The organism is Austwickia chelonae (assembly GCF_003391095.1).
Taxonomy (GTDB): Bacteria; Actinomycetota; Actinomycetes; order Actinomycetales; family Dermatophilaceae; genus Austwickia; species Austwickia chelonae_A.
This window is the reverse complement of record NZ_CP031447.1, coordinates 1832067-1851500: the sequence shown is the minus strand read 5'-3', so window position 1 is coordinate 1851500 and position 19434 is coordinate 1832067. Positions and strand designations below refer to the sequence as shown.

The following is a 19434-nucleotide window of genomic DNA, read 5'->3' as shown; positions in this document are numbered from 1 at the left end:
GGTCAAGCAATCTGCAACGCAGACATCAACCGCGAGAAACTTGACGTCAACCGGTAAGAGACCGCCAACTCCGAAACCAGCCGAGGATCCGCAACCTGCCGGGGAATCGCCCCATCAACCCCAGAGGGCAACGGACAATCAGCGACCACCCGAACCACGGTGGGCGCTACATCGAGATAAGCCCGCGCCTCCCTCAGACGTCGGGCCTGAGCACCCTTCAACCGGATATCCGCAGCATCCACCGCCGCCACCACCCCAGCCAGATCCCCAAAAGTCGAAAGCAGAGACACCGCAGTCTTCTCGCCCACGCCAACGACACCAGGCAGACCATCAGAGGGATCACCACGCAAAACCGCCAGATCGGCATAGGCCGCACCCGAAGACACCCCACAGTGCTCCGCCAGCCACGCCTCATCCACCACCTGAGCATCCCGCACACCACCACGGGCGATATACACGACCCGGACACGCTGCTCGTCACTCACCAGCTGGAAAAGATCCCGATCACCAGTCACGATATCGATCGGCCGACCCCGGAACGCCGACACAAAACTGCCGATCACATCGTCGGCCTCAAAACCAGGGACACCCACCCGAGCGACCCCCACCGCATCAAGTGCCGCAGCGATCACCGGTACCTGCTCAGCGAGCCCCTCAGGGACATCTTCACGCCCTGAACCATCCGGATGGCACCGATGAGTCTTATATGACGAGACCGCCGACACCCGGAATGCGGGCCGCCAATCAGCATCCCAACAGGCCACCAGCCCACCCGGACGCCACCGGCCCACCAAAGACGCCAACATGTCCAAAAAACCCCGCACCGCATTATTTCCAGGCTGGTCAGAGCCCCCTCGACCCGCAGGAACCCCATAGAACGCCCGGTAATACAAACCCGCCGCATCCACCAACATCAGAGAAGACATGCACCCACCCTGTCAGCCCACACCAACCACCATCACCAAAGAACCCCCAACGAAGTGTGAATTAAATCCCCCCAGTTGAATATTCGTCGAGAAACCAGCTCATGAACAGGACAGTTCCACCAACGCCCCAGGACGCAGCGATATTGACAGCATCCCTGCAGGGACTATGTTGAAACGAGCCGTTGCACGTCGAACCCTGCGACGAACGGCCCGACCAAGCTCCATACGCCTAGTAGAAAACACCCCTCCACACGGGGAAGGACCCAACGGCGGTGGGCGCGTCATTGCCCGGGAAAGGCCACACCCCTTTCCCGGGCAATGACGTAGGTCAACCTGCCAGGCAGCCACATCCCAGCCACGACAGGTACTCTTCCCGACGTGCTAGCTCGCTCCCTCCTCGCAATCACCGGCGGGCTGCTCCTGTGGTGCGCCCAACCCGGCATCGACCTCTGGTACGCAGCACCCCTCGGAATCGCCCTCATCGCCCTGAGCGCCAGGGGAACCGGACCCGCCCGCGGCGCACTCGCGGCATTTTTCGGTGGCATGGCTTTCATGATTCCGCTGCTTTCCTGGGCAGGCGTGTACACCGGCCTTGGTCCGTGGATGGCGTTGAGCCTGCTCGAAGGGCTCTACTTCCTCGTTCTCGGGGTCTGCGCCGGCATCGTCGACTGGCGTGACCGAACGTTTCCTTGGCTGGTCGGGGGCTCCTGGGTTCTCATGGAGTTGCTGCGGAGTACCACGCCGTTCGGTGGCTTCCCCTGGGCGCGGGTGGCCTTCGGTCAGGCCGATGCCCCGTTCGCCAGAGTGGCGAGCCTCGCGGGGGCGCCGGGGGTGACCTTCGTCGTCGCTGTGTGTGGCGGTTTCCTCGCTGTGGCGCTGGCGCAGCTCGTGCGGCGTGTCCAAGGCCCTGTCATGGCCAGGATCCCGGCCCGTCTGCGTCCGCCGTCCGCTGAGGCTCCTGAGGACCTGCCCGCTACACGCCTCGCGGTCTTCCCTCAGCTCGCCTGGCCGATGCTTGCTGCGCTGAGCCTCGCCCTGATGCCCTTGGCCATCCCTCTGCCTGTTGACGGGCCCACGGCTCGGATCATGGCGATCCAAGGCAATGTCCCGCAGGCCGGGCTCGACTTCAATGCCCAACGCCGTGCGATCCTGGACAACCACGCGACGTTGACCGAGCGAGCCGCGCTGAAGATCCGCGCCAAGGGTGAACAGACACCGGATGTGGTGCTCTGGCCGGAGAATTCCTCGGACATCGATCCGCTTCGGCATGAGGACGCCGCTCGACGGATCCACAGCGCGGCTGAGGCCATCGGCGCCCCGGTCGTCGTGGGCGCGGTGCTTTCCGAGCCGGCCGACAAACTCACCAATGCGGCCTTGGTCTACCTACCCGGTGAGGAACGGCCCAGCCAGCGGTACGACAAGAGGCACCCCGTTCCTTTCGGGGAGTACATCCCCTACCGCAGTTTCTTCCGTACGTTGACCGACAAGGTCGACCTGGTCCGTCGTGACTTCGTGGGTGGACGCGACGTCGGCGTCTTCCGCCTTCCACGGCAGGGCGGTGATCCAGGCCTGGCCATTGGAGCCAATATCTGCTTCGAGGTCGCCTACGACGATCTCGTACGGGACGGGGTTCGTGAAGGCGCGAACATCATCATGGTGCCCACGAACAATGCGACCTTCGGGTACACCGACGAATCAGTGCAACAGCTGGCGATCTCCCGGCTGCGTGCCATCGAGCACGGACGCAGCGTGGCTCACATCAGCAATGTCGGGGTCAGCTCCCTGATCACCCCTGACGGGGTCACCCACGGATGGACGGGGCTGTTCGAGGAGGCAGTGCTGACCGAGGATCTCCCACTGCGTCATCAGCGGACGATCGCCACAGAACTGGGCGATCTCCCGGCATATGGGACAAGTGTCCTGACAATCCTGGCTGTGATAGTGGCGGTAGGCCGTCAGCGCCGTAGGATGGCGTGACCAGTCCGTTCACGAGCCGAGGATCACATGTCCGTCTTCTCACGCTTCCGTCAGGCCGCCCCCCAGCTCCCCGAGCGGATGCGCCCACCCCTGGAGAAGGTGGTCGTACTGATCCCGACGTACAACGAGCGGGAAAACCTCCCCATCATCGCCAAACGCGTCCGTGAAGCTGTTCCGGAGTGCGACATCCTTGTCCTCGAGGACAACTCTCCGGACGGAACCGGTGAGGTGGCCGACGCGCTGGCTGCTGAGGACGACAAGATCAAGGTCATGCACCGTCAGGGCAAAGAAGGCCTCGGCAAGGCTTATCTCGCAGGTTTCGAATGGGCGATGGAGCAGGGCTACGACGCGGTCGTGGAACTGGACGCAGATGGATCGCATCGTCCGGAACACCTGCCCTCGCTGCTCGCTGCTGCGGCCAATGCCGATGTCGTGATCGGATCCCGGTGGGTTCCCGGGGGATCGGTGGTCAACTGGCCTGCACACCGTAAGGCGCTCTCCGTGTACGGCAACTTGTACATCGCCGTCCTGTTGGGGATGCCGGTGCGTGACGCCACGGCGGGTTTCCGGGTCTACCGGACCGACTCCTTGCGGATGATGGGCTTGGAGCAGGTGGAGTCCCACGGGTACTGCTTCCAGACGGACTTGACCTGGAAGGCTGTCAAGGCAGGGCTGGAGATCGTCGAAGTGCCGATCATGTTCGTCGAGCGAGAGATCGGCGACTCCAAGATGAGCGGTGACATCGTGCGTGAGTCGTTGATCAATGTGACCACCTGGGGTCTGAAGTATCGCGCTTCCCAAGTGAAGTCGGCCTTCGGGCGAGTCCGTTCCGGACGGTGGAACTCCCTCGATCGATGACCGACCTGCCTCCTCGCACTCCGGCGCGGGCCAAGCGTCGGAGGCGCATCAAGGTCTTCCCGTTCCTGCTGATTCTATTGATGGTCATGCCGCTCGCCGAGATCGCTGTGATCCTTGCCGTGGGGCGGACTATCGGTGGGTGGCCGACCTTTGCGCTTCTGCTCGCCGAATCGTTGTTCGGCGCATGGCTGATGAAACGGGAGGGCCGCAGCACGTGGGGCAAACTCTCCGAGGCCCTGCGAACCGGGCGGATGCCCGGTAAAGAACTCACCGACAGCGCCCTTGTGCTGGTCGGCGGGGCGCTGCTACTCGCTCCGGGTTTCATTACTGATGCCATCGGGTTTTTCGCGGTCGCTCCACCGACCCGGCCGATCGCTCGCCGTATTTTGCAAGGAACGGTGGAGCGCCGGTTGTTCGTCAGCGACCCTTCGACCGACCGGAGGCAGGGCCCTGGGTCGTCGGTGGGGGAGGACGGCCCAGACGTCGTGCAGGGGAAAGTGCTTTAACCCGTTGTGACAGGTACGTCGGAAGGGGCCTGGGTGACAAGAAATCTTGTCACCCAGGCCCCTTCCGACGTACTTCAGGCGGTCTGCTTGCCCGTGGGCTCTCCTCGGGAGGCGCGTAGCAAGGTCAGCCGCTCTTCGAGGAGCTCTTCGAGCTCGGCGATGGAACGTCGTTCGAGGAGCATGTCCCAGTGGGTTCGTGCCACTTTGGTGGGTTTCTCCTCAGGGGTAGGTCCGTCGACGAGCTTGGCCTCCTGGCCGCAACGGCATTCCCAGGTGGGGGGGATGTCCGCTTCGACGGAGAAGGGAAGCTCGCTGACGTGGTTGTTGGCGCAGACGTACCGGGTGATCTGGCGTTCGGAGAGGACGACGTTCTCGTCGGTCTCCATACTCAACGCCGATAGGTTGGTCCCTCTAAGCGACCGTTCTGCCATCTCTTGTCCTCCGTCAGCTGCCTGACTCGCTCTGCGTGCTCAATCGGCCACAACGCCCTGGGCCGAAGCCTTGTTCCCCACCTGTCTTGCTGCGGCGTCCGTGCCCCTGTGTTCGGCACCTCCGCACCAGTGGGCGACCACGGAACTCTACCGGCGAAAGCACACTCAGGGCGAACGACCTGCCCCACAGGGTGTTTCCGGTTTGCGCACATTATTTTCCCAGGAAAATTTTCCTCCGCGGGCAGGTGATGCGGTTTAAGTGCGGTCGAGCTGGGTACAAGTCCATCGTCTGAATAGTCGAGAGGAAAGGTTGTGTCTGGGTCATGGGGATGGACGACAAGATGCGCAATGCAGCAGAAGGAATGCAAGGGAAAGCCAAGGAAATGACCGGTCGTGCGACGGGGGACCAGGACCTCGAAGCTGAAGGTCGTGTCGATCAGATTTCCTCTGACCTCAAGCAGGCTGGTGAGAAGATCAAGGATGCTTTCAAGGGCTGAATTATCTGCCTGACGGCATTTTGCATGCAGGGCGCACTCTCTGAGTCCTCGTCATGTCGAAAGCTTCGCAGACTTTTCCCTGGATATCCCTTGAGGGTCGTCGGGGCGCGAGTTCATCGATGTGGATGGGCTGACCGAGGCGCCCTGCATGTATGTCTCATATAAGAGCAGGAAAAGTAAGCACAGGGCGAGTGCTGTATAGAGGCTCCCGGTCAGATGGAAGGGGAGAGGGGCGGAGAACTCTGCGTGGTTTTCGTGGGGCGTCAGCCATGTGATGCGAGAAATCTCTAAGCAGATGAAAGCCCAAGACAGAATTTTTCTATAGCTTTTGGTTGAGGTGGTCCTTCCTCTATGGAGGAAGATGATCAGGGGGAGGGTCCAGGCCCAATGATGGATCCATGATATGGGTGACACGAGCACTCCTGCGCCCGCGCAGACAAAGAACTGAGAGAGCCTGGAGTGGGTGGTCCATGTGATTGTGCTGGCCACCGCAATCACGATGACTGAGCAGGTCAACCAGATGGTAAAGTCCCCGCCGGCGCCGAGGGAGCGCCAGAGGAAACCGTTCAGCGATTGATTGCTGATGTATTCGACGCCACCAACCCTCTTAGGGTCACGGATCTTATCCGCGAAGAAGTCGATCGTTCCGGTAGGGGCGGCTATCCATCCGATCATCAATGTTCCACAAAGTGAAAGTAGATTGCCAGTCAATTCTCCCCAGCGGTCGCGCCTCGTCAGGGGAAGCAGGAAGATGAGGGGAGTGAGTTTAATACCTCCAGCAATTCCGATCCCAACATATCTCCACTTACTGTCGCCTGTCGTTGACTCGAAGACCATCCACAGGAGTATTAAATTCACCTGACCCAAGGTGAAAGTCATGGATATTGGTTCTAGAAAAAGCGCAACAGCAAAGATGAGAAAGAGAAATTTTCGGTCAAGGCATCCGTCGATCTCGACATGACAGAAGGAGAGGATAATGATCCGGGCAAGCGCCATTCCTGACAAGAAGGTCAGCAGTGTAGGTGCAGCCCATGATGCATGGGTAAGCCCTTGAAAAAGAAAAGCCGCAAATGGGGGATAGGTGAAGGGGAGCAGGTGGTCGGAAGCGCGATAGATATCGGCTCTTTCAATCAAGGCCCGACCGCCGCGGATGTAGACCTCAAGATCAGGAGGGTAAATTTTCCAGAAAGCCTGAATCAGGGCATGAGATATAGCCATGACCAGCGGCGCGAGATAGAGAGAGCGATATCGCGACCCCAGATGGGTTGATGGGCTCGTCATGAGGTCTTGCCGTCGTCCACGGCACCACTTTATTCGGGCCCTCGGCGTGTCCGTTGGCAGGTTCTCCTTCGCTACCTCTGGGCGAAAAAGCTTCGGAGCGAATCTGATTCTGGGGGAGTGATCCGGGGGTCCGCAGGAAGTTTCGTGGAGCGGGCCTTGCGCTGGGGGCGGTAACATCCTCCTCCCACCCTCAGTGCCGTTCTTGATCGACGGTGCTCCGCCGGCCGAAGACGGAGAGTCTTCGGTCACTCGTCTGGAGGTTCTCCATCGCTGGTCACCGACCTATGACTGCAGGTCCCAGGTTCGTCGACGCCGTGAGTGAGGCGGTAGACGGCACCCGTTGGGTGCTCGGCGGTGTGGCACAGATTTTCCTGTGATCGTGCGAGAAGAGCTCACGAAGCAGCGAATGTGGAGGTGGAAGCGCTGCCGATAATCTTCATTATGTCACTTTTAAAAACGAGCCACTCCCCTCAAGCTGCTACTCACCACCAACTCACTTTTCTTCATAGAGACAACCGCTGCCTGACATTTTCTGCCGCATCGAGGGCTTGCCTGAACCTCTTGACATTATTCGCCCCGGCCGCCGGCTGGTGATGCCCCCGGGCTGCTTCCTGGGCTGGCGTCCCTGTATCTCCTCTGACTGTTTTTTCGCACGTTTTCGTGCGACCCGCCCTGCTGCACGAAAACGTGTCGAGCCCATCCCGGCGTACACCTCGGAAAATGGCCAAGATCACTCATGAAAACAACTGAGATACAACGGTTTTCAGGTTCTTCGGGTTAGCCTCCCGTGTATCGAGGCGCACCCTGAGAACACAATCGAGGTGAGGTCGGTGCAGGCCTACGAACACCCCCGGAGTCGAGCACTCTTCGAGCGAGCTCTGAAAGTGATTCCCAGTGGGATCTACGGGCATCTCGGCCCCAGCGAGGGATGTTATATACCGGTCTCCGCTTATCCCTTCTACGCAGCTCGGGCCCACGGCGCCTACGTCTGGGATGTCGACGGAAACCGCTACATCGACTACATGTGCGCCTACGGTCCGAACATTCTCGGCTACGGTGACCCGGATGTCGACGCAGCTGCGCGAGCACAGATCGACACCGGAAACTGCACGACTCTGCCGACCTCCACGATGGTCGAACTGGCTGAGTTGATGGTGTCCACCATCGACGGCGCTGACTGGGCCTTCTTCGCCAAGAACGGTGGCGACACCACGTCACTGGCCATGCTGATCGCTCGGGCAGCAACCGGCCGGGACAAAGCCATCCTCTTCCGCGGGCACTACCACGGTGTCGCGCCCTGGACACAGCAGTACGGCTCCCCCGGCATCACCGATCACGATGTCGCCAACAACCTGTACTGCACCTGGGGCGAGCTCGAAGCACTGCGTAACACCGTGGAAACTCACCGAGGGCAGATCGCTGTCCTGATGGCCACGCCCTACCACCATCCGGTCTTTGCCGACAACGAGCTGCCGGATCCCTCCTGGTGGCCGGCGGTCCGGAAACTGTGTACCGAACACGGCATCGTGCTGGCTGTCGACGATGTACGAGCCGGATTCCGGCTCGATCTGCGGGGCTCCTCGGCGCACTACGGGCTGCAGGCCGACCTGCAATGTTTCTGCAAAGCCCTGGCCAACGGCTGGAATGTCTCCGCGCTGGTCGGCACCGACGCGCTCAAAGCTGCAGCCGGGTCAGTCATGTACACGGGGTCGTACTGGCTCAGCTCCGTGCCCTTCGCAGCAGCCATCGCTTGCCTGCGCAAACTTCAACGGATCGACGCGCCCGGCCGGATGGCACAGATGGGACGTCTCCTCACCGACGGGCTACGGGCAGCCGGTTCTGCGCACGGCTTCGACCTGAAGATCAGCGGCGAACCTGCCATGTGGTTCATGCGGATCACCGACGACGACAATCTGATGCTCCACCAGGAATGGGTGGCCGAGTGTGTTCGGCGCGGGGTCTTCTTCACCAGCCATCACAACCTGTTCCTGAACACGGCGATCACCGAGGAAGACATTGCCTACACCGTCGACGTCGCGCACGAAGCCTTCGCCGTGGTGCGTGCACGCCACCCGGAACGTCAAGAGATCCACACCGTCGGAAAGGGGATGTCATGAGGTTGACCAGAGAAGAACGACTCGCCTTGGAGAAGAAGGCAGCCCAGCTGCGACGACAGACCGTGGACACCACCTACTGGGCGGGAAGTGCTCATATCGGCGGAGGTCTGTCGGTGAACGACCTGATGACCTACCTCTACTACCACGGGATGAACATCGACCGGTCGGATCCGCGAGCGCCGGGGCGGGATCGTTTTCTGTTGTCGAAGGGGCATTGTGGGGTGGCGTATGTGGGGGTGTTGGCGGATCTGGGGTGGCTTCCTGCTGAGGAGTTGAAGGAGTTCAACCTGACGGGGAGCAGGTTGGGGATGCATCTGGATGCGAAGAAGGTGCCGGGGGTGGAGGCGTCGACGGGTTCGTTGGGGCATGGGATGTCGATCGCGGTGGGTTTTGCGTTGGCTGCGCGTCAGTTGAGGGAGGGGTGGCGGACGTATGTGGTGGTGGGTGACGGTGAGTTGAACGAGGGGTCGAACTGGGAGGCGGCGATGTCGATGGCGCATTTTCGGTTGGACAACGTGGTGGTCGTGGTTGATCGGAATCAGTGCATGATTGACGGTCCGACGGAGTCGGTGATGGCGTTGGAGCCGGTGGATGAGAAGTTTGCTGCTTTTGGGTTTGAGGTGCGTCGGATTGATGGTCATGACTATGACGCGATCCATGGTGTTTTTGAGGAGGCGAAGTCGACGAAGGGGCGGCCGTTCTGCATTGTGGCGGACACGGTGAAGGCGTGTGGGGTTGATTTCATGGCTGGGGATTATCGGTGGCATTACGGGGCGATCAATGATGAGGTGCGTGCTCGGTGTGTGGAGGCGCTTGGTCGGTATGACGTGTTGCGGCGGGAGATGGTGGATCTGGGGTCGTCGCAGCCGGTGGATGTGTTGAGTGGTCGGGAGGGTTGAGATGGCGGGTGGGCTGACGTACACGGTTGATCAGACGACGAGGCTGTCGACGGCGGAGATCTATGCGACGGTGTTGGCGGATCTGGCGGAGGTGCATCCGGAGATTGTGACGTTGACTCCGGATTTGGCGAAGTCGACGAAGGTGGGGGTGTTCGCGGAGCGTTTTCCTGAGCGGTTCTACAACTTCGGTATTGCCGAGGCGAACATGATCGGGGCGGCGGCGGGGATGGCGGCGTGTGGTTTGGTGCCGTTTACGTCGAGTTTTGCGATTTTTAATTCGATGCGGGCGTTGGATCAGGTGCATACGGATATTTGTTATCCGAACTTGGGTGTGAAAATGATCGGTTCGCATGCGGGGTTGAGTTTTGGGCAGGCGGGGTCGACGCACCATTGCACGGAGGATTTGGCGATCATGCGGTCGATGGCGAATCTGACGGTGTTGTGTCCTGCTGATGGGGTGGAGACGGCGAATGCGGTGGTGGCGGCTTATGCGCGTCCGGGGCCGGTGTATCTGCGGATCAATCGTGGGTTTGACCAGGTCGTTCATGAGCGGATGGATTACGGTTTCGGGATCGGGCGGGCCGTGCGTCTGCATGAGGGGACGGATCTGACGGTGATTGCTTGTGGTTCTGCGGTTTTCCAGGCGGTGCAGGCTGCGCGGGAGTTGGCTGACATCGATGGTGTGTCGGTGCGGGTGTTGGACATGCACACGATCAAGCCGTTGGATGTCGAGGCGGTGCGGGCTGCAGTGCAGGAGACGCGGCGGATCATCACGGTGGAGGACCATACGGTGGTCGGTGGATTGGGTGGTGCGGTGGCTGAGGTCGTGGCTGAGGGTGGGCGGGCGTGTGCTTTCCGTCGGTTGGGTCTTCAGGACTGCTTCTCCCCCATCGGGTTGCATGAGGATTTGATGTCGCATCACGGTTTCGACACGGCGGGGATCGTTGCTGTTGTCCGTGAGGTGATGAGTTTGGACTTCGAGGACACCGATGACTGGGATGACGAGTTCTGATGGGCGGCGTCGGGGAGGGTGTTGCTGCTGCGGTTCGGCCGGCGCCTTCTGGTGAGGTGTTGACCTCGGTTGTTTTTGTGCGTGGTGTGCTTCCGTTGGTGAAGGTCGTGGTAGCGGAGCGTGAGGAGTTGCGGCGGGCTTTCAGGGGTCGGGAGGGCATCGTTCAGGTGTCGGTGGTGACTCCGGAGGGTGTGCAGGCTGTGCACTACGTCGTGTCCGGTGGGGGTCTCGAGGTCTGTCTTGAGGTGTGTGAGGCTCCGGATGTCGAGCTGGCTTTTGGTTCTTTGGCGCATTTCAATGGTTTCTTCAAGGGGCGGACGAAGCGTTTGCCGCGGGTTCGTGGGGTGTGGAGTCTGCGCAGGTTGGGGCTGTTCGTCGCGTTCATGAGGGCGTTGTTGGCCTTGTCGGCGCTGTTGGGTGCGCAGGGTCCGCCGCGGGATGAGGCGACGAAGGCTTTGGTGGTCCGGTTGTATTTCGGTCTGTTGTCGTCGGGGATCAGTGGGTTGAACCGGGCGGGGCATCCGGAGATTGCGCGGTGGGCGGCGCGTAGCCCGGATCGGGTGTATGCCTGGTCGGTGGACGGGCATCCGGAGGTTGCTGCGTATGTGCGGGTGAAGGCGGGTCGGACGAAGGCTGCGCGGGGTCTTTATCGGCGGAGTAAGCCCTTTTTCACGTTGCGTTTTGATTCGTTGGATTCGGCGTTGGGGATTTTGCTGGGTACCGATGACATGTTGGAGTCGACGGCGGCGGGGAAGCTGATCATGGAGGGGGCTCCGGAGTTCGGGGCTCAGATCGGCGGGTTCATGGTGGCTGTTGGGGAGTATGCGAAGTAGTTTGTGGGCGCGCCCGTTGAGAACCTTTTATATCTGAGCGAAAGCCTTTATATTTCGGGCATGGCTCGGAACCCCTTCGCTCCCACCTTCGGCGCTAGCCCGCACATCCTCATCGGGCGGGACCAGATTCTCGACGAGATCCGGGACACCTTCGAAGATGGCCCTCAGTCCCCCACTCGTACAGTACTTTTCGTAGGTGCGAGGGGTACGGGGAAGACGGTGATGCTCAATGCCTACGAAGATCTCGCAGCATCCCTGGGCTGGCTGGTGGTCCGGGAGACGGCATCGAAAGGCCTCCTGGACCGGTTGACCCGGGACCATCTTCCGCGCTTGTTGGCAGAACACAGCGAATATCCCAGGGGCAGGCTGACCCAGCTGTCGGTGACGACCCCCTTCGGCGGCGGTGGCGGCACAGTGGCTGATCGTTTTCCCGCAGAATCCACCCTGAGATCGCAGGTGATGGAGTTGACCGACCTCCTGCGTCCGCGGGAGACCGGCCTGATGATCACGGTCGACGAGGTGCAGAGCGCTGACCGGGAAGAGCTACGCAAACTCGGTGAGTTGGTGCAGGTGGCTCGCCGGGAACAGCGGGACCTGGCATTTGCGGCAGCCGGGCTGCGATGGGCGGTAGAAGATCTCCTGAACGACGACGTGGTGACTTTTCTCCGCCGCGCCGAACGGTATTCGCTGGGCGAGGTACCCATCGCGGATGTCGCGACAGCTTTCGTGCAGACCTTCGGAGACGCCGGAAGACAGATCGGTGAGAAGGATGCGGCTTTCGCAGCCCGGGCAACCTACGGTTACCCCTTCCTGGTCCAGCTCGTCGGACACCGCATCTGGCTACGCAGTCCACAAGCAGAAGAAGTCGTTCACGCCGATGTCGAAGCAGGCATCGCCCAGGCAACCCAACGGTTGGGGACCTTGGTGCACGAACCTGCCGTGGCCAAGCTGTCCGACATCGACAAGGTCTACCTGCGAGCGATGGCCCAGGACGGCGAAGGCCCTTCGAAGACCGGCGAAGTCGCCGCACGGATGCACGTGTCCGCACAGTATGCCGGGGTGTACCGGGACCGTCTGATCAGCAACGGAACGATCGAACCCGCCGGATACGGGCTGGTACGTTTCTCAGTTCCTTACCTGGGGGCCTATCTGCGCAGTCGCAACGGAGAACTCCCGGGCTAGACCGTTAACGTGAAGGCATGCACCTTGCCACCACTGATGCCGCGAACCGCCTGCTCGACCGAGACCCGCTGGCCTTGCTGATCGGGATGCTCCTCGACCAGCAGATCCCCATGGAGAAAGCTTTCACCTCTCCTGTGCTGCTGGCAGAACGGATGGGCGTGGAGCGCCTGGACGCACAGGAGATCGCCGCGACCCCCGTGGACACCCTCGAAGAATGGTTCCGCACTCCCCCGGCGCTGCACCGCTACCCAGGTTCGATGGCGCAACGCACCCAGGCTTTGTGCGCCGAGCTGGTCGCCTCCTACCAAGGAGACCCAGCGCGGATCTGGTCGGATGCCACGGACGGGAAAGATCTGTTGAAGCGGTTACGGGCTCTGCCAGGCTTCGGCGAACAGAAAGCCAAGATCTTCGTGGCGCTGCTCGGAAAGCAACGGGATATCCGTCCGACCGGTTGGGCCGAAGCCGCCGGTGACTACGGCACCGAGGGGTTCCGCTCAGTCGCCGATGTCGTCGACGACCAGAGCCTGTCCCGGGTCAGAGCCTACAAACAGCAGATGAAAGCAGCAGCAAAAGCCGCGAAAGGATCAACCCGGTAGACCCGGCGCCAGGACGACATTGTCGAGAAGAGTAGGTGCACCTATCCGCACCGCCGTGGAGACCAATGCGCCGCGATCCGCGTCGACCATGACACCATCGGGGATTTCGACGAGAGTGTCCGGATCGGCGACGGAGAAATAGGACAAATCAGCCAAGGGTTCGGCAGAGATGACGGACTCCCCCAGCCGCCGCAAACACTCGGCACCGCGCTCCCCTGCCCGCCATGCCTCGTCGACAGCCCACAGCGCACGGGACAGACACAGCGCAGCCTGCCGTTCAGCACCGGCCAAGTAGGCATTTCGGCTGCTCAGAGCCAAACCATCAGGTTCCCGCACAGTCGGCGCGACGACCACCTCAGCGGCGAACCCCAGGTCGGTGACCAGCCGCCGCAACACTGCCGCCTGTTGAGCGTCTTTCTGCCCTACGTACAGGCGTGTCGGCGTGGTCACCGCGAGCAAGACCGTCACGACGGTGGCCACTCCGCGGAAATGCCCGGTGCGCCTGGCACCTTCCAAAGGCACAGCAAGCTCTCCGACCTCGACATAGGTCATCGAACCCGGCGGGTAGATGTCCTGAGCCTGCGGGATCCAGACGACATCAGCACCGACCCGGCTGAGAAGCTCCACGTCACGGTCGAGGTCACGGGGGTAGGCGTCCAGGTCCTCACCGGGGCCGAACTGAGTCGGATTGACGAAGATCGACACCGCCACGGAACCGCACTCGGCTTTGGCCCGGCGGACCAGCGAAAGATGCCCCTCGTGGAGATAGCCCATGGTGGGGACAAACCCGAGGGCGGAAAAACCAGCTCTCGCAGCCCTCATCTCGCCCCGAGTCGTCACGATCTGCATGTCAACCCGCCGTGGACTCAGAACCCGAGGGGTGACCGACCTCAGCCAACACCTCAGCCAAGGTGTCCTCGTCGAGAGACGAACTGTTCTCCCTGGTAGGGAAACTCCGGTTGACTACACCCTGGTGGTATTCGGTGAGCGCGAGGGCCGCCGTGTCCGCAAGATCAGCGAAACGGCGGCTGTGCCGAGGAAGGAAATCGTCGTAGAGACCGAGCACATCGTGCCAGACCTGGACCTGGCCGTCACAATGCTCCCCAGCGCCGATCCCGATGGTGGGGATACTCAGACGTTCGGTGATGGCCTGCGCCAGCGGAGCAGGGATCAGCTCGAGGACGACAGCCCACGCCCCAGCCTCCTCGACAGCCAGAGCATCCCGGTAGATCTGGGTGGCCCGGGCAAAATCCTTGCCCTGAACCCGCAACCCGAGGTGATGGACCGATTGCGGGGTGAAACCGATGTGCCCCATCACCGGGATACCGGCGTCGACGAGCTGCCGGATGGTGTCCGTAGCAGTCGTACCACCTTCGAGTTTGACCGATCCGGCACCGCCTTCGGCGAGGAGCCGCCCACTGTGCCGAAGCGCATCCTGAGGGGTGGTATAGCTAAGAAAAGGCAGGTCAGCGACAACCAATGCACGACTCGCACCACGGATGACGGCACGGGTGTGGTACAGGATGTCCTCAACCGTCACCGGGAGGGTCGTGTCATGGCCCTGCATGACCATCCCGAGTGAATCACCGACCAGGATCAGCGGGATATCAGTGCGGTCCACGATCCGAGCAGCGGTGTAGTCATAAGCCGTGACCATGGTGAGACGATCGCCATCACGGTGACGAGCATGCAGATCTGCGATGGACAAACGCATCAGATCATCCGTTCCGGAGCATTCAGGAGAGTGGCACCGACGAGAGCATCCGGGTCATCACGTCGGGTGACCACCCGCTCGATGGAATTGTCCACGGGATCGACCAAGACCACCCGAGGATGCCAATCCGACGGCACCGGCGTCTCGACCTGCTGATAGGCCATGATGATGACCAGGTCACCTGGTGCCACCAGCCGCGCAGCGGCACCGTTGAGTTGAATCTCCCCCGACCCTCTGGCACCCGGAATGGTGTACGTCTCCAATCGGGCCCCATTGTCGATGTCGACGACCTGCACCTGCTCGTAAGACAAAATGCCGGCCGCCTCGAGGAGATCCTCATCGACGGTGACGGAACCGATGTAGTGGAGATCTGCGGCGGTGATGCGTGCGCGGTGGATCTTGCCGCTCACCATGGTCCTGTAGGGCAAGGGTCGTCTCCGTGTCCGTGAGAGAGAAAGGCCTCAAACGATGGCGCCCTCCGTGCTTGTCGCCGAGGCCCGATCCTAAGCGAGGAAGAACGGCTCACGGGGTCTCAGCAACAGTGTTTTTCGTCGAAAAAGACACGGCGGACCTCCCGCCGGGCCTCTTCACCGAGACCCGGCAGGAGGTCAAGGACGGACAAGCTCAACAACCGGTAAAGACGGTCGGTCTCCGGGTGCCCGTGAAGCGCTTCCAGATGCCGACGGAGCGTACCGACATCACCTCGAACGACGGGACCAGTGATCCCCGCAGGAAGACCGACACGCTCAACTGCAGCGCAAGCACTCCTGGTCAGTGGCAGCAAAGCCTCGGCTGCTTCGTCACCGGTGAAACCGTTCTCCTCGAGAAGCACACAGGCCTGGGCAAGAAGCGCCATGGGCAGATTGGACGCGAGGACAGCCGCCGCATGATATGTGCCACGGTCGCCCTCCGTCATGACACGCGGCGAGCCACCCAGCCGACGAGTGAGCTCGATGAGATCAACTCTCAACGGCTCCGCTCCCCCGGCGATCGTCCAGGCACACGGCTCCACCCGCCCTTCGGGGGGAAAACACCACAACGGATGCCATGCCGCAGTACGGCACCCTCGCGCAGCAAAAGCGGCCAAGACGGAAGGACCCAGCGCGCCAGAACAATGCACAACCGAACCAGGAACCCGCACCGGCAGAGCTGCCAGACCGGCAGAAACCTCGACGAGAGCATCATCGGCGACCACGAGGAGAAGCAGATCGACCTGCTGCAGGAGCTCGCGCGGCGACCACACCCGGACGTGCACCCGGCGAGCCAATTCCTGAGCCCGTCCAGGCGCACGCCCACTGACACCGATCAGAGGCGCATCGGGCAGCGCACCGATCGCCTCAGCGAGAGCTCCGGCGAGCCGCCCGGTGCCATAAATCCCGATACGTCGACCCGCAGACGACGGAAACAGCGGCACCGGCAACATCGCAGCTCAGCCACGCGGACGGACATGATCGGTGCCAGTGGCCGCAGAGACCGCCGTAGCGGACACCCGCTGGCGCGAAGCCGACCGTCGCGCAGCCAGATCGACCGGCATCGGTATCCGCGCTTCATGGGCAGCATCCAAAGTCTGCGCAATCTCATCCAGCTGATCAGGCAGAACGTGAGCATAGGTGTCACCAGTGATGGAGACCGAAGCATGCCCGGCCATCCGAGAAGCAGTGACCAACGGAACACCCTCCGACAGCCAGAGAGACACCCCGGAATGCCGCAGGTCATGGACCCGAATAGTGTCCTGACCTTTCTGAGTCGCGATACCGGCCGCGACAATGCCACGGTCGAAAGAACGACGGAAGTTGGTAGCCCGCCACGGACGCCCTTGCGGTGAGGTCAGCAACGGCATATCCGGAGCACGCCCCTCGACCAAAGGAGCGACGACCTCGACGACAAAACCCGGCAACGGAAGCGTCCGCCGCCCTCGCGCCGACTTAGGTTCACCCTCGACAAGGTGACCGGAGATCTCGACGACATTCCGGCGAACATGGAGACGCTGCCGAAGCAGATCGATGTCACCGACCCGCAAACCCGCCACTTCCCCGGAACGCAACGCACAAAACCCGAGAAGATAGACGGCCGGCCGATGCTCCGGAATGGCCTCCGCCAAAGCAAGCAGCTGAGCTCGACTCAAACAATGCATCTCCTGCCTGGGCAGCGGAGGCAGAAAACCTCTCCGGCCCGCAGTAGCCGGACGGGCTGGATTCTGCGGGATCCGACCGTCCTCCACCGCAGAATCCAACAGCGCCGACAACACATGGTGCGCTTGCCTGGCACGAGAAGCCGACACCGGACCACGAGGCCCCTCAGCATTGTTCACCCAACGCCGCACCCCAGCAGTGGTCACCTTCGACAAGGAGGTCTGCCCCCAGACAGGAGCAACGACCGTCCTCCACAACGAATCATAGGAAGCTCGGGTAGACGGTTTAAGCCGCTGCGCGGCGAACCAATCCGGCCACAGCTCCCCCACCGTGACAGTAGCCCGCCGGGGATCGGTCCAATCACCACGATGGACCTTGAGCTCCTCTTCGGCGACCCAACGTCGAGCATCCGTCTGTCGATCGAAATCCTTGGCATGTTCCCGCCCCGAAGCATCACGATAACGCCCCCGCCACCGGCCGGTGTCTTTCCTTTTCTTGACTGATCCCATCGATCCCTCACGTCGATCGTGCAGGGAGGACGACGCCGCCTGACAGTACGACTGTCCTTCTCCTACACCAGGTATCAACCCTATACAGGCAGCGACTGCAGATGCGCACGCTTTCTCAGACCAACCAGGCCCATTTGCCACGGGACCAGATCACTCACCAGGAAAAAGCCCACCGGGCCTCGATCTCAGACGGACTGAGCGCGGACTGACACCTTCGCGCTCGCAGATCAATGCAGGTAGAAGGCTTATTGGCGGCCGGATACGATATCCGTCGGTCATCAGGTCGTCTCCGCTGATCAGCGAGCCAGCCAGGTTGACTGGGCGAGTCATCAGGAGAGCGTTCCGAGTGGCGCAATGCCAACCTTCAGGATGCGCAGCCAAGAAGGACTCCCCGGAGAATTGCTCCTGACAAACTCTCTCCATATCGAACTATTGGCGACGAACTCGCCGGGGCATCCAATGACCTCATCGTTGACACCCCTAGCCGGGTGCAGCAGTACTCCGACACTCGATACGAAGGGATGGCGGTGATGCCGATCCGGCAGCGGTCGCCGTGCGGACCGATACGCGGGTGCATCGCACGGGGATCGGTCCGCAAGCCAAGCCGTGGGTCACCCGCTGAAGTTCAGCGGGTGACCCACGGCTTGGCGAGGAATCACGCCCACAAAGAGGCATGGTTTTTCTGCGGGGAGGATCCGCCGAAGTAGGACGCTGCTTTGTGAACCACGTCTGTGCTGAAGACGTCTGGGTACCAGCGCGATGTGTTCTGGATGAACTTTCCGGTGTCGAAAGTCTGTCCGGCTTTGTACGTCTGTTCGTGGGCCAGTTGCACGAATGCCTCGGCGTAGGGCATCAGACCCTTTGAACCGGTGATCGGCCATCTGAGTTCGCGGCCGTAGGCCTGGGCGAAGAACTCCTCGTCTTTTTTGAAGTAAAGGTGTCCGTTGCATTCGCACACCTCGTCGTTCTGGGTGCCGCATTGTGGTTGGGTCGCGCCGGCCATGAACGGGCTTCCAACCGCGGCGACACTACCAATCGACATGCCGAGTCCTCCCCCGAGACTTCTGTCGTACAACCAGTCGGCATGTGGCTTCATTGTGTCTTTGCTGTTTTTGGGACGAGATAGAGTCTTTTTATTAAAATGACATAACCATCGTTATCGGAAAATGGTTATGGATGGCCAAATACCACCGAAAAAATCGGTTCAAAACTCTTTGCGCTCTCCCACCCCACGAGCATCAACAGCACACCGGATTCACCGGGCGATCAGGCAAAGCACACTTCCTCGTTGAGAATCGCGATGCCCTCGGAGCAACCGCTCCCCTGTGGCATCGTTACTGATGAAATCCGGCGAAAATCCCTCACCCGCGCCGGAAAGGCATACGTCCCGTCATCGCCAACAAGACGCCCAACCGGTTCTCCCCCGCATACGCCGACGGCGGGCCGAAGACCCCAGGGATACCCTGCGCCGATATTCGAGGCTTCTCATAGGCGATGGAATCCTCCACCGCATCGTCGACCGGAACGTAGTCCACCCCTGCCCCAGCAGCAATATCCCAAGCGTGAACCACCAGATCGAGAAGCATCTGATGGGCATATTCAGCAACCGGGATCACACCTTGACCGGTATGAACCTGCCCGCCCAGATCCGCTTGGGCCCACGCCATCAACGACGATGTCATAGCCCGACGCCAAGAGGACACCGGATCAACGCCCAGCACATCCCCGGAATAACGATCCCCGACCTGAGCCAAAGTCTCCCCTCGCAACAGATGCGGCACCCATAAATGCTCGGCCACCACATGATTGGCGACATCGCCGACTCTCCATCCTCGGCAAGGTGACGGGTCGAACCACGCCGACTCGGACACCTGACCCAAGACCTCATTCATCGCCCGGGCAGCCTCAGGAAGCAAAGCAATCGTGGCAGAAGAACCCATAGGTCATCGCTCCTCAAAGGTCGG

The 19434-nt window shown here is 61.4% G+C and carries 20 protein-coding genes; 10 read left to right on the top strand and 10 right to left on the bottom strand.

Annotated features, from left to right (window positions below; all coding sequences use genetic code 11):
• Positions 1 to 2: 2 nt before the first annotated feature.
• Entirely contained in the window at positions 3 to 926 is a 924-nt protein-coding gene (locus tag DX923_RS08035) for a 5'-3' exonuclease (protein ID WP_116113968.1), read from the bottom strand.
• A 378-nt stretch (positions 927 to 1304) separates the two neighbouring features.
• Between DX923_RS08035 and lnt the strand changes: the two genes are divergently transcribed.
• The 3 genes from lnt to DX923_RS08020 are packed head-to-tail and all read left to right on the top strand — an operon-like array spanning position 1305 to position 4267.
• A complete protein-coding gene (gene lnt, locus DX923_RS08030; protein ID WP_116113966.1) occupies positions 1305 to 2903 on the top strand; it encodes an apolipoprotein N-acyltransferase in 1599 nt (532 codons plus the stop codon).
• Positions 2904 to 2930: 27 nt separating this feature from the next.
• The gene (locus tag DX923_RS08025) at positions 2931 to 3761 is read left to right on the top strand and encodes a polyprenol monophosphomannose synthase (RefSeq protein ID WP_116113965.1); all 831 of its coding nucleotides are present in this window, start codon (positions 2931 to 2933) and stop codon (positions 3759 to 3761) included.
• Positions 3758 to 4267 carry an FxsA family protein gene (locus DX923_RS08020; RefSeq protein ID WP_240322554.1) on the top strand — a complete coding sequence of 170 codons (510 nt, stop codon included), beginning with the start codon at positions 3758 to 3760 and terminating at the stop codon, positions 4265 to 4267. The genes DX923_RS08025 and DX923_RS08020 overlap by 4 nt, the downstream gene beginning before the upstream one ends.
• Positions 4268 to 4341: 74 nt before the next feature.
• Here the strand turns inward: DX923_RS08020 and DX923_RS08015 are convergent, their stop codons facing one another.
• Entirely contained in the window at positions 4342 to 4698 is a 357-nt protein-coding gene (locus DX923_RS08015) for an RNA polymerase-binding protein RbpA (protein ID WP_116113962.1), read from the bottom strand.
• A 323-nt stretch (positions 4699 to 5021) separates the two neighbouring features.
• Between DX923_RS08015 and DX923_RS08010 the strand changes: the two genes are divergently transcribed.
• Complete coding sequence (locus DX923_RS08010; RefSeq protein WP_116113961.1) at positions 5022 to 5195, top strand: CsbD family protein; 174 nt, start codon at positions 5022 to 5024, stop codon at positions 5193 to 5195.
• 51 nt (positions 5196 to 5246) lie between these two features.
• Here DX923_RS08010 and DX923_RS08005 read toward each other — a convergent pair whose 3' ends face one another.
• Complete coding sequence (locus DX923_RS08005) at positions 5247 to 6476, bottom strand: glycosyltransferase 87 family protein (RefSeq protein ID WP_162872850.1); 1230 nt, start codon at positions 6474 to 6476, stop codon at positions 5247 to 5249.
• A gap of 830 nt (positions 6477 to 7306) precedes the next feature.
• On the opposite strand from DX923_RS08005, the gene DX923_RS08000 reads away from it, so the two are divergent.
• Genes DX923_RS08000 through DX923_RS07975 form a run of 6 tightly spaced genes read left to right on the top strand, consistent with a single transcriptional unit; the run spans position 7307 to position 13115 of the window.
• Positions 7307 to 8593 (top strand): aminotransferase class III-fold pyridoxal phosphate-dependent enzyme, encoded by a 1287-nt coding sequence (locus DX923_RS08000; protein ID WP_116113957.1) that lies wholly within the window; start codon positions 7307 to 7309, stop codon positions 8591 to 8593.
• Positions 8590 to 9492: a transketolase gene (locus DX923_RS07995; protein WP_116113955.1), complete on the top strand. Its 903-nt coding sequence runs from the start codon at positions 8590 to 8592 to the stop codon at positions 9490 to 9492. The genes DX923_RS08000 and DX923_RS07995 overlap by 4 nt, the downstream gene beginning before the upstream one ends.
• Position 9493: 1 nt before the next feature.
• Positions 9494 to 10504 (top strand): transketolase family protein, encoded by a 1011-nt coding sequence (locus tag DX923_RS07990; RefSeq protein WP_116116229.1) that lies wholly within the window; start codon positions 9494 to 9496, stop codon positions 10502 to 10504.
• Entirely contained in the window at positions 10504 to 11337 is an 834-nt protein-coding gene (locus DX923_RS07985) for a hypothetical protein (protein WP_116113953.1), read from the top strand. The genes DX923_RS07990 and DX923_RS07985 overlap by 1 nt, the downstream gene beginning before the upstream one ends.
• A 60-nt stretch (positions 11338 to 11397) precedes the next feature.
• Positions 11398 to 12519, top strand: coding sequence for an ATP-binding protein (locus DX923_RS07980; RefSeq protein ID WP_116113952.1), 1122 nt, complete (start codon positions 11398 to 11400; stop codon positions 12517 to 12519).
• 17 nt (positions 12520 to 12536) lie between these two features.
• Complete coding sequence (locus tag DX923_RS07975; protein WP_116113950.1) at positions 12537 to 13115, top strand: HhH-GPD-type base excision DNA repair protein; 579 nt, start codon at positions 12537 to 12539, stop codon at positions 13113 to 13115.
• On the opposite strand, the gene panC is transcribed toward DX923_RS07975, so the two are convergent.
• From panC to DX923_RS07940, 7 genes are all read right to left on the bottom strand, one after another.
• Positions 13104 to 13964 (bottom strand): pantoate--beta-alanine ligase, encoded by an 861-nt coding sequence (gene panC, locus DX923_RS07970; protein ID WP_116113948.1) that lies wholly within the window; start codon positions 13962 to 13964, stop codon positions 13104 to 13106. The two genes, DX923_RS07975 and panC, sit on opposite strands and share 12 nt — an antisense overlap.
• A 1-nt stretch (position 13965) precedes the next feature.
• Positions 13966 to 14829 carry a 3-methyl-2-oxobutanoate hydroxymethyltransferase gene (gene panB / locus DX923_RS07965; protein WP_116113947.1) on the bottom strand — a complete coding sequence of 288 codons (864 nt, stop codon included), beginning with the start codon at positions 14827 to 14829 and terminating at the stop codon, positions 13966 to 13968.
• Positions 14829 to 15242 (bottom strand): aspartate 1-decarboxylase, encoded by a 414-nt coding sequence (gene panD / locus DX923_RS07960; protein ID WP_116113945.1) that lies wholly within the window; start codon positions 15240 to 15242, stop codon positions 14829 to 14831. The genes panB and panD overlap by 1 nt, the downstream gene beginning before the upstream one ends.
• Positions 15243 to 15361: 119 nt before the next feature.
• The gene (locus DX923_RS07955; protein WP_162872849.1) at positions 15362 to 16243 is read right to left on the bottom strand and encodes a Rossmann-like and DUF2520 domain-containing protein; all 882 of its coding nucleotides are present in this window, start codon (positions 16241 to 16243) and stop codon (positions 15362 to 15364) included.
• Between the two features lie 15 nt (positions 16244 to 16258).
• On the bottom strand, positions 16259 to 17470 hold the full coding sequence (locus DX923_RS07950; RefSeq protein WP_116113942.1) for a tyrosine-type recombinase/integrase: 1212 nt from the start codon (positions 17468 to 17470) through the stop codon (positions 16259 to 16261).
• A 655-nt stretch (positions 17471 to 18125) separates the two neighbouring features.
• A complete protein-coding gene (locus DX923_RS07945) occupies positions 18126 to 18512 on the bottom strand; it encodes a hypothetical protein (RefSeq protein ID WP_116113941.1) in 387 nt (128 codons plus the stop codon).
• Positions 18513 to 18831: 319 nt separating this feature from the next.
• Complete coding sequence (locus tag DX923_RS07940; RefSeq protein ID WP_116113939.1) at positions 18832 to 19410, bottom strand: TIGR03086 family metal-binding protein; 579 nt, start codon at positions 19408 to 19410, stop codon at positions 18832 to 18834.
• Between the last annotated feature and the right edge of the window lie 24 nt (positions 19411 to 19434).

Coding starts and splice junctions, on each gene's coding strand:
- DX923_RS08035 (WP_116113968.1), bottom strand. CDS start 926: ATGTCTTCTCTGATGTTGGTGGATGCGGCGGGTTTGTATTACCGGGCG.
- DX923_RS08025 (WP_116113965.1), top strand. CDS start 2,931: ATGTCCGTCTTCTCACGCTTCCGTCAGGCCGCCCCCCAGCTCCCCGAG.
- DX923_RS08020 (WP_240322554.1), top strand. CDS start 3,758: ATGACCGACCTGCCTCCTCGCACTCCGGCGCGGGCCAAGCGTCGGAGG.
- DX923_RS08015 (WP_116113962.1), bottom strand. CDS start 4,698: ATGGCAGAACGGTCGCTTAGAGGGACCAACCTATCGGCGTTGAGTATG.
- DX923_RS08010 (WP_116113961.1), top strand. CDS start 5,022: ATGGGGATGGACGACAAGATGCGCAATGCAGCAGAAGGAATGCAAGGG.
- DX923_RS08005 (WP_162872850.1), bottom strand. CDS start 6,476: ATGACGAGCCCATCAACCCATCTGGGGTCGCGATATCGCTCTCTCTAT.
- DX923_RS07995 (WP_116113955.1), top strand. CDS start 8,590: ATGAGGTTGACCAGAGAAGAACGACTCGCCTTGGAGAAGAAGGCAGCC.
- DX923_RS07990 (WP_116116229.1), top strand. CDS start 9,494: ATGGCGGGTGGGCTGACGTACACGGTTGATCAGACGACGAGGCTGTCG.
- DX923_RS07985 (WP_116113953.1), top strand. CDS start 10,504: ATGGGCGGCGTCGGGGAGGGTGTTGCTGCTGCGGTTCGGCCGGCGCCT.
- DX923_RS07980 (WP_116113952.1), top strand. CDS start 11,398: ATGGCTCGGAACCCCTTCGCTCCCACCTTCGGCGCTAGCCCGCACATC.
- DX923_RS07975 (WP_116113950.1), top strand. CDS start 12,537: ATGCACCTTGCCACCACTGATGCCGCGAACCGCCTGCTCGACCGAGAC.
- panC (WP_116113948.1), bottom strand. CDS start 13,964: ATGCAGATCGTGACGACTCGGGGCGAGATGAGGGCTGCGAGAGCTGGT.
- panB (WP_116113947.1), bottom strand. CDS start 14,829: ATGCGTTTGTCCATCGCAGATCTGCATGCTCGTCACCGTGATGGCGAT.
- panD (WP_116113945.1), bottom strand. CDS start 15,242: ATGGTGAGCGGCAAGATCCACCGCGCACGCATCACCGCCGCAGATCTC.
- DX923_RS07950 (WP_116113942.1), bottom strand. CDS start 17,470: ATGGGATCAGTCAAGAAAAGGAAAGACACCGGCCGGTGGCGGGGGCGT.
- DX923_RS07945 (WP_116113941.1), bottom strand. CDS start 18,512: ATGTCGATTGGTAGTGTCGCCGCGGTTGGAAGCCCGTTCATGGCCGGC.
- DX923_RS07940 (WP_116113939.1), bottom strand. CDS start 19,410: ATGGGTTCTTCTGCCACGATTGCTTTGCTTCCTGAGGCTGCCCGGGCG.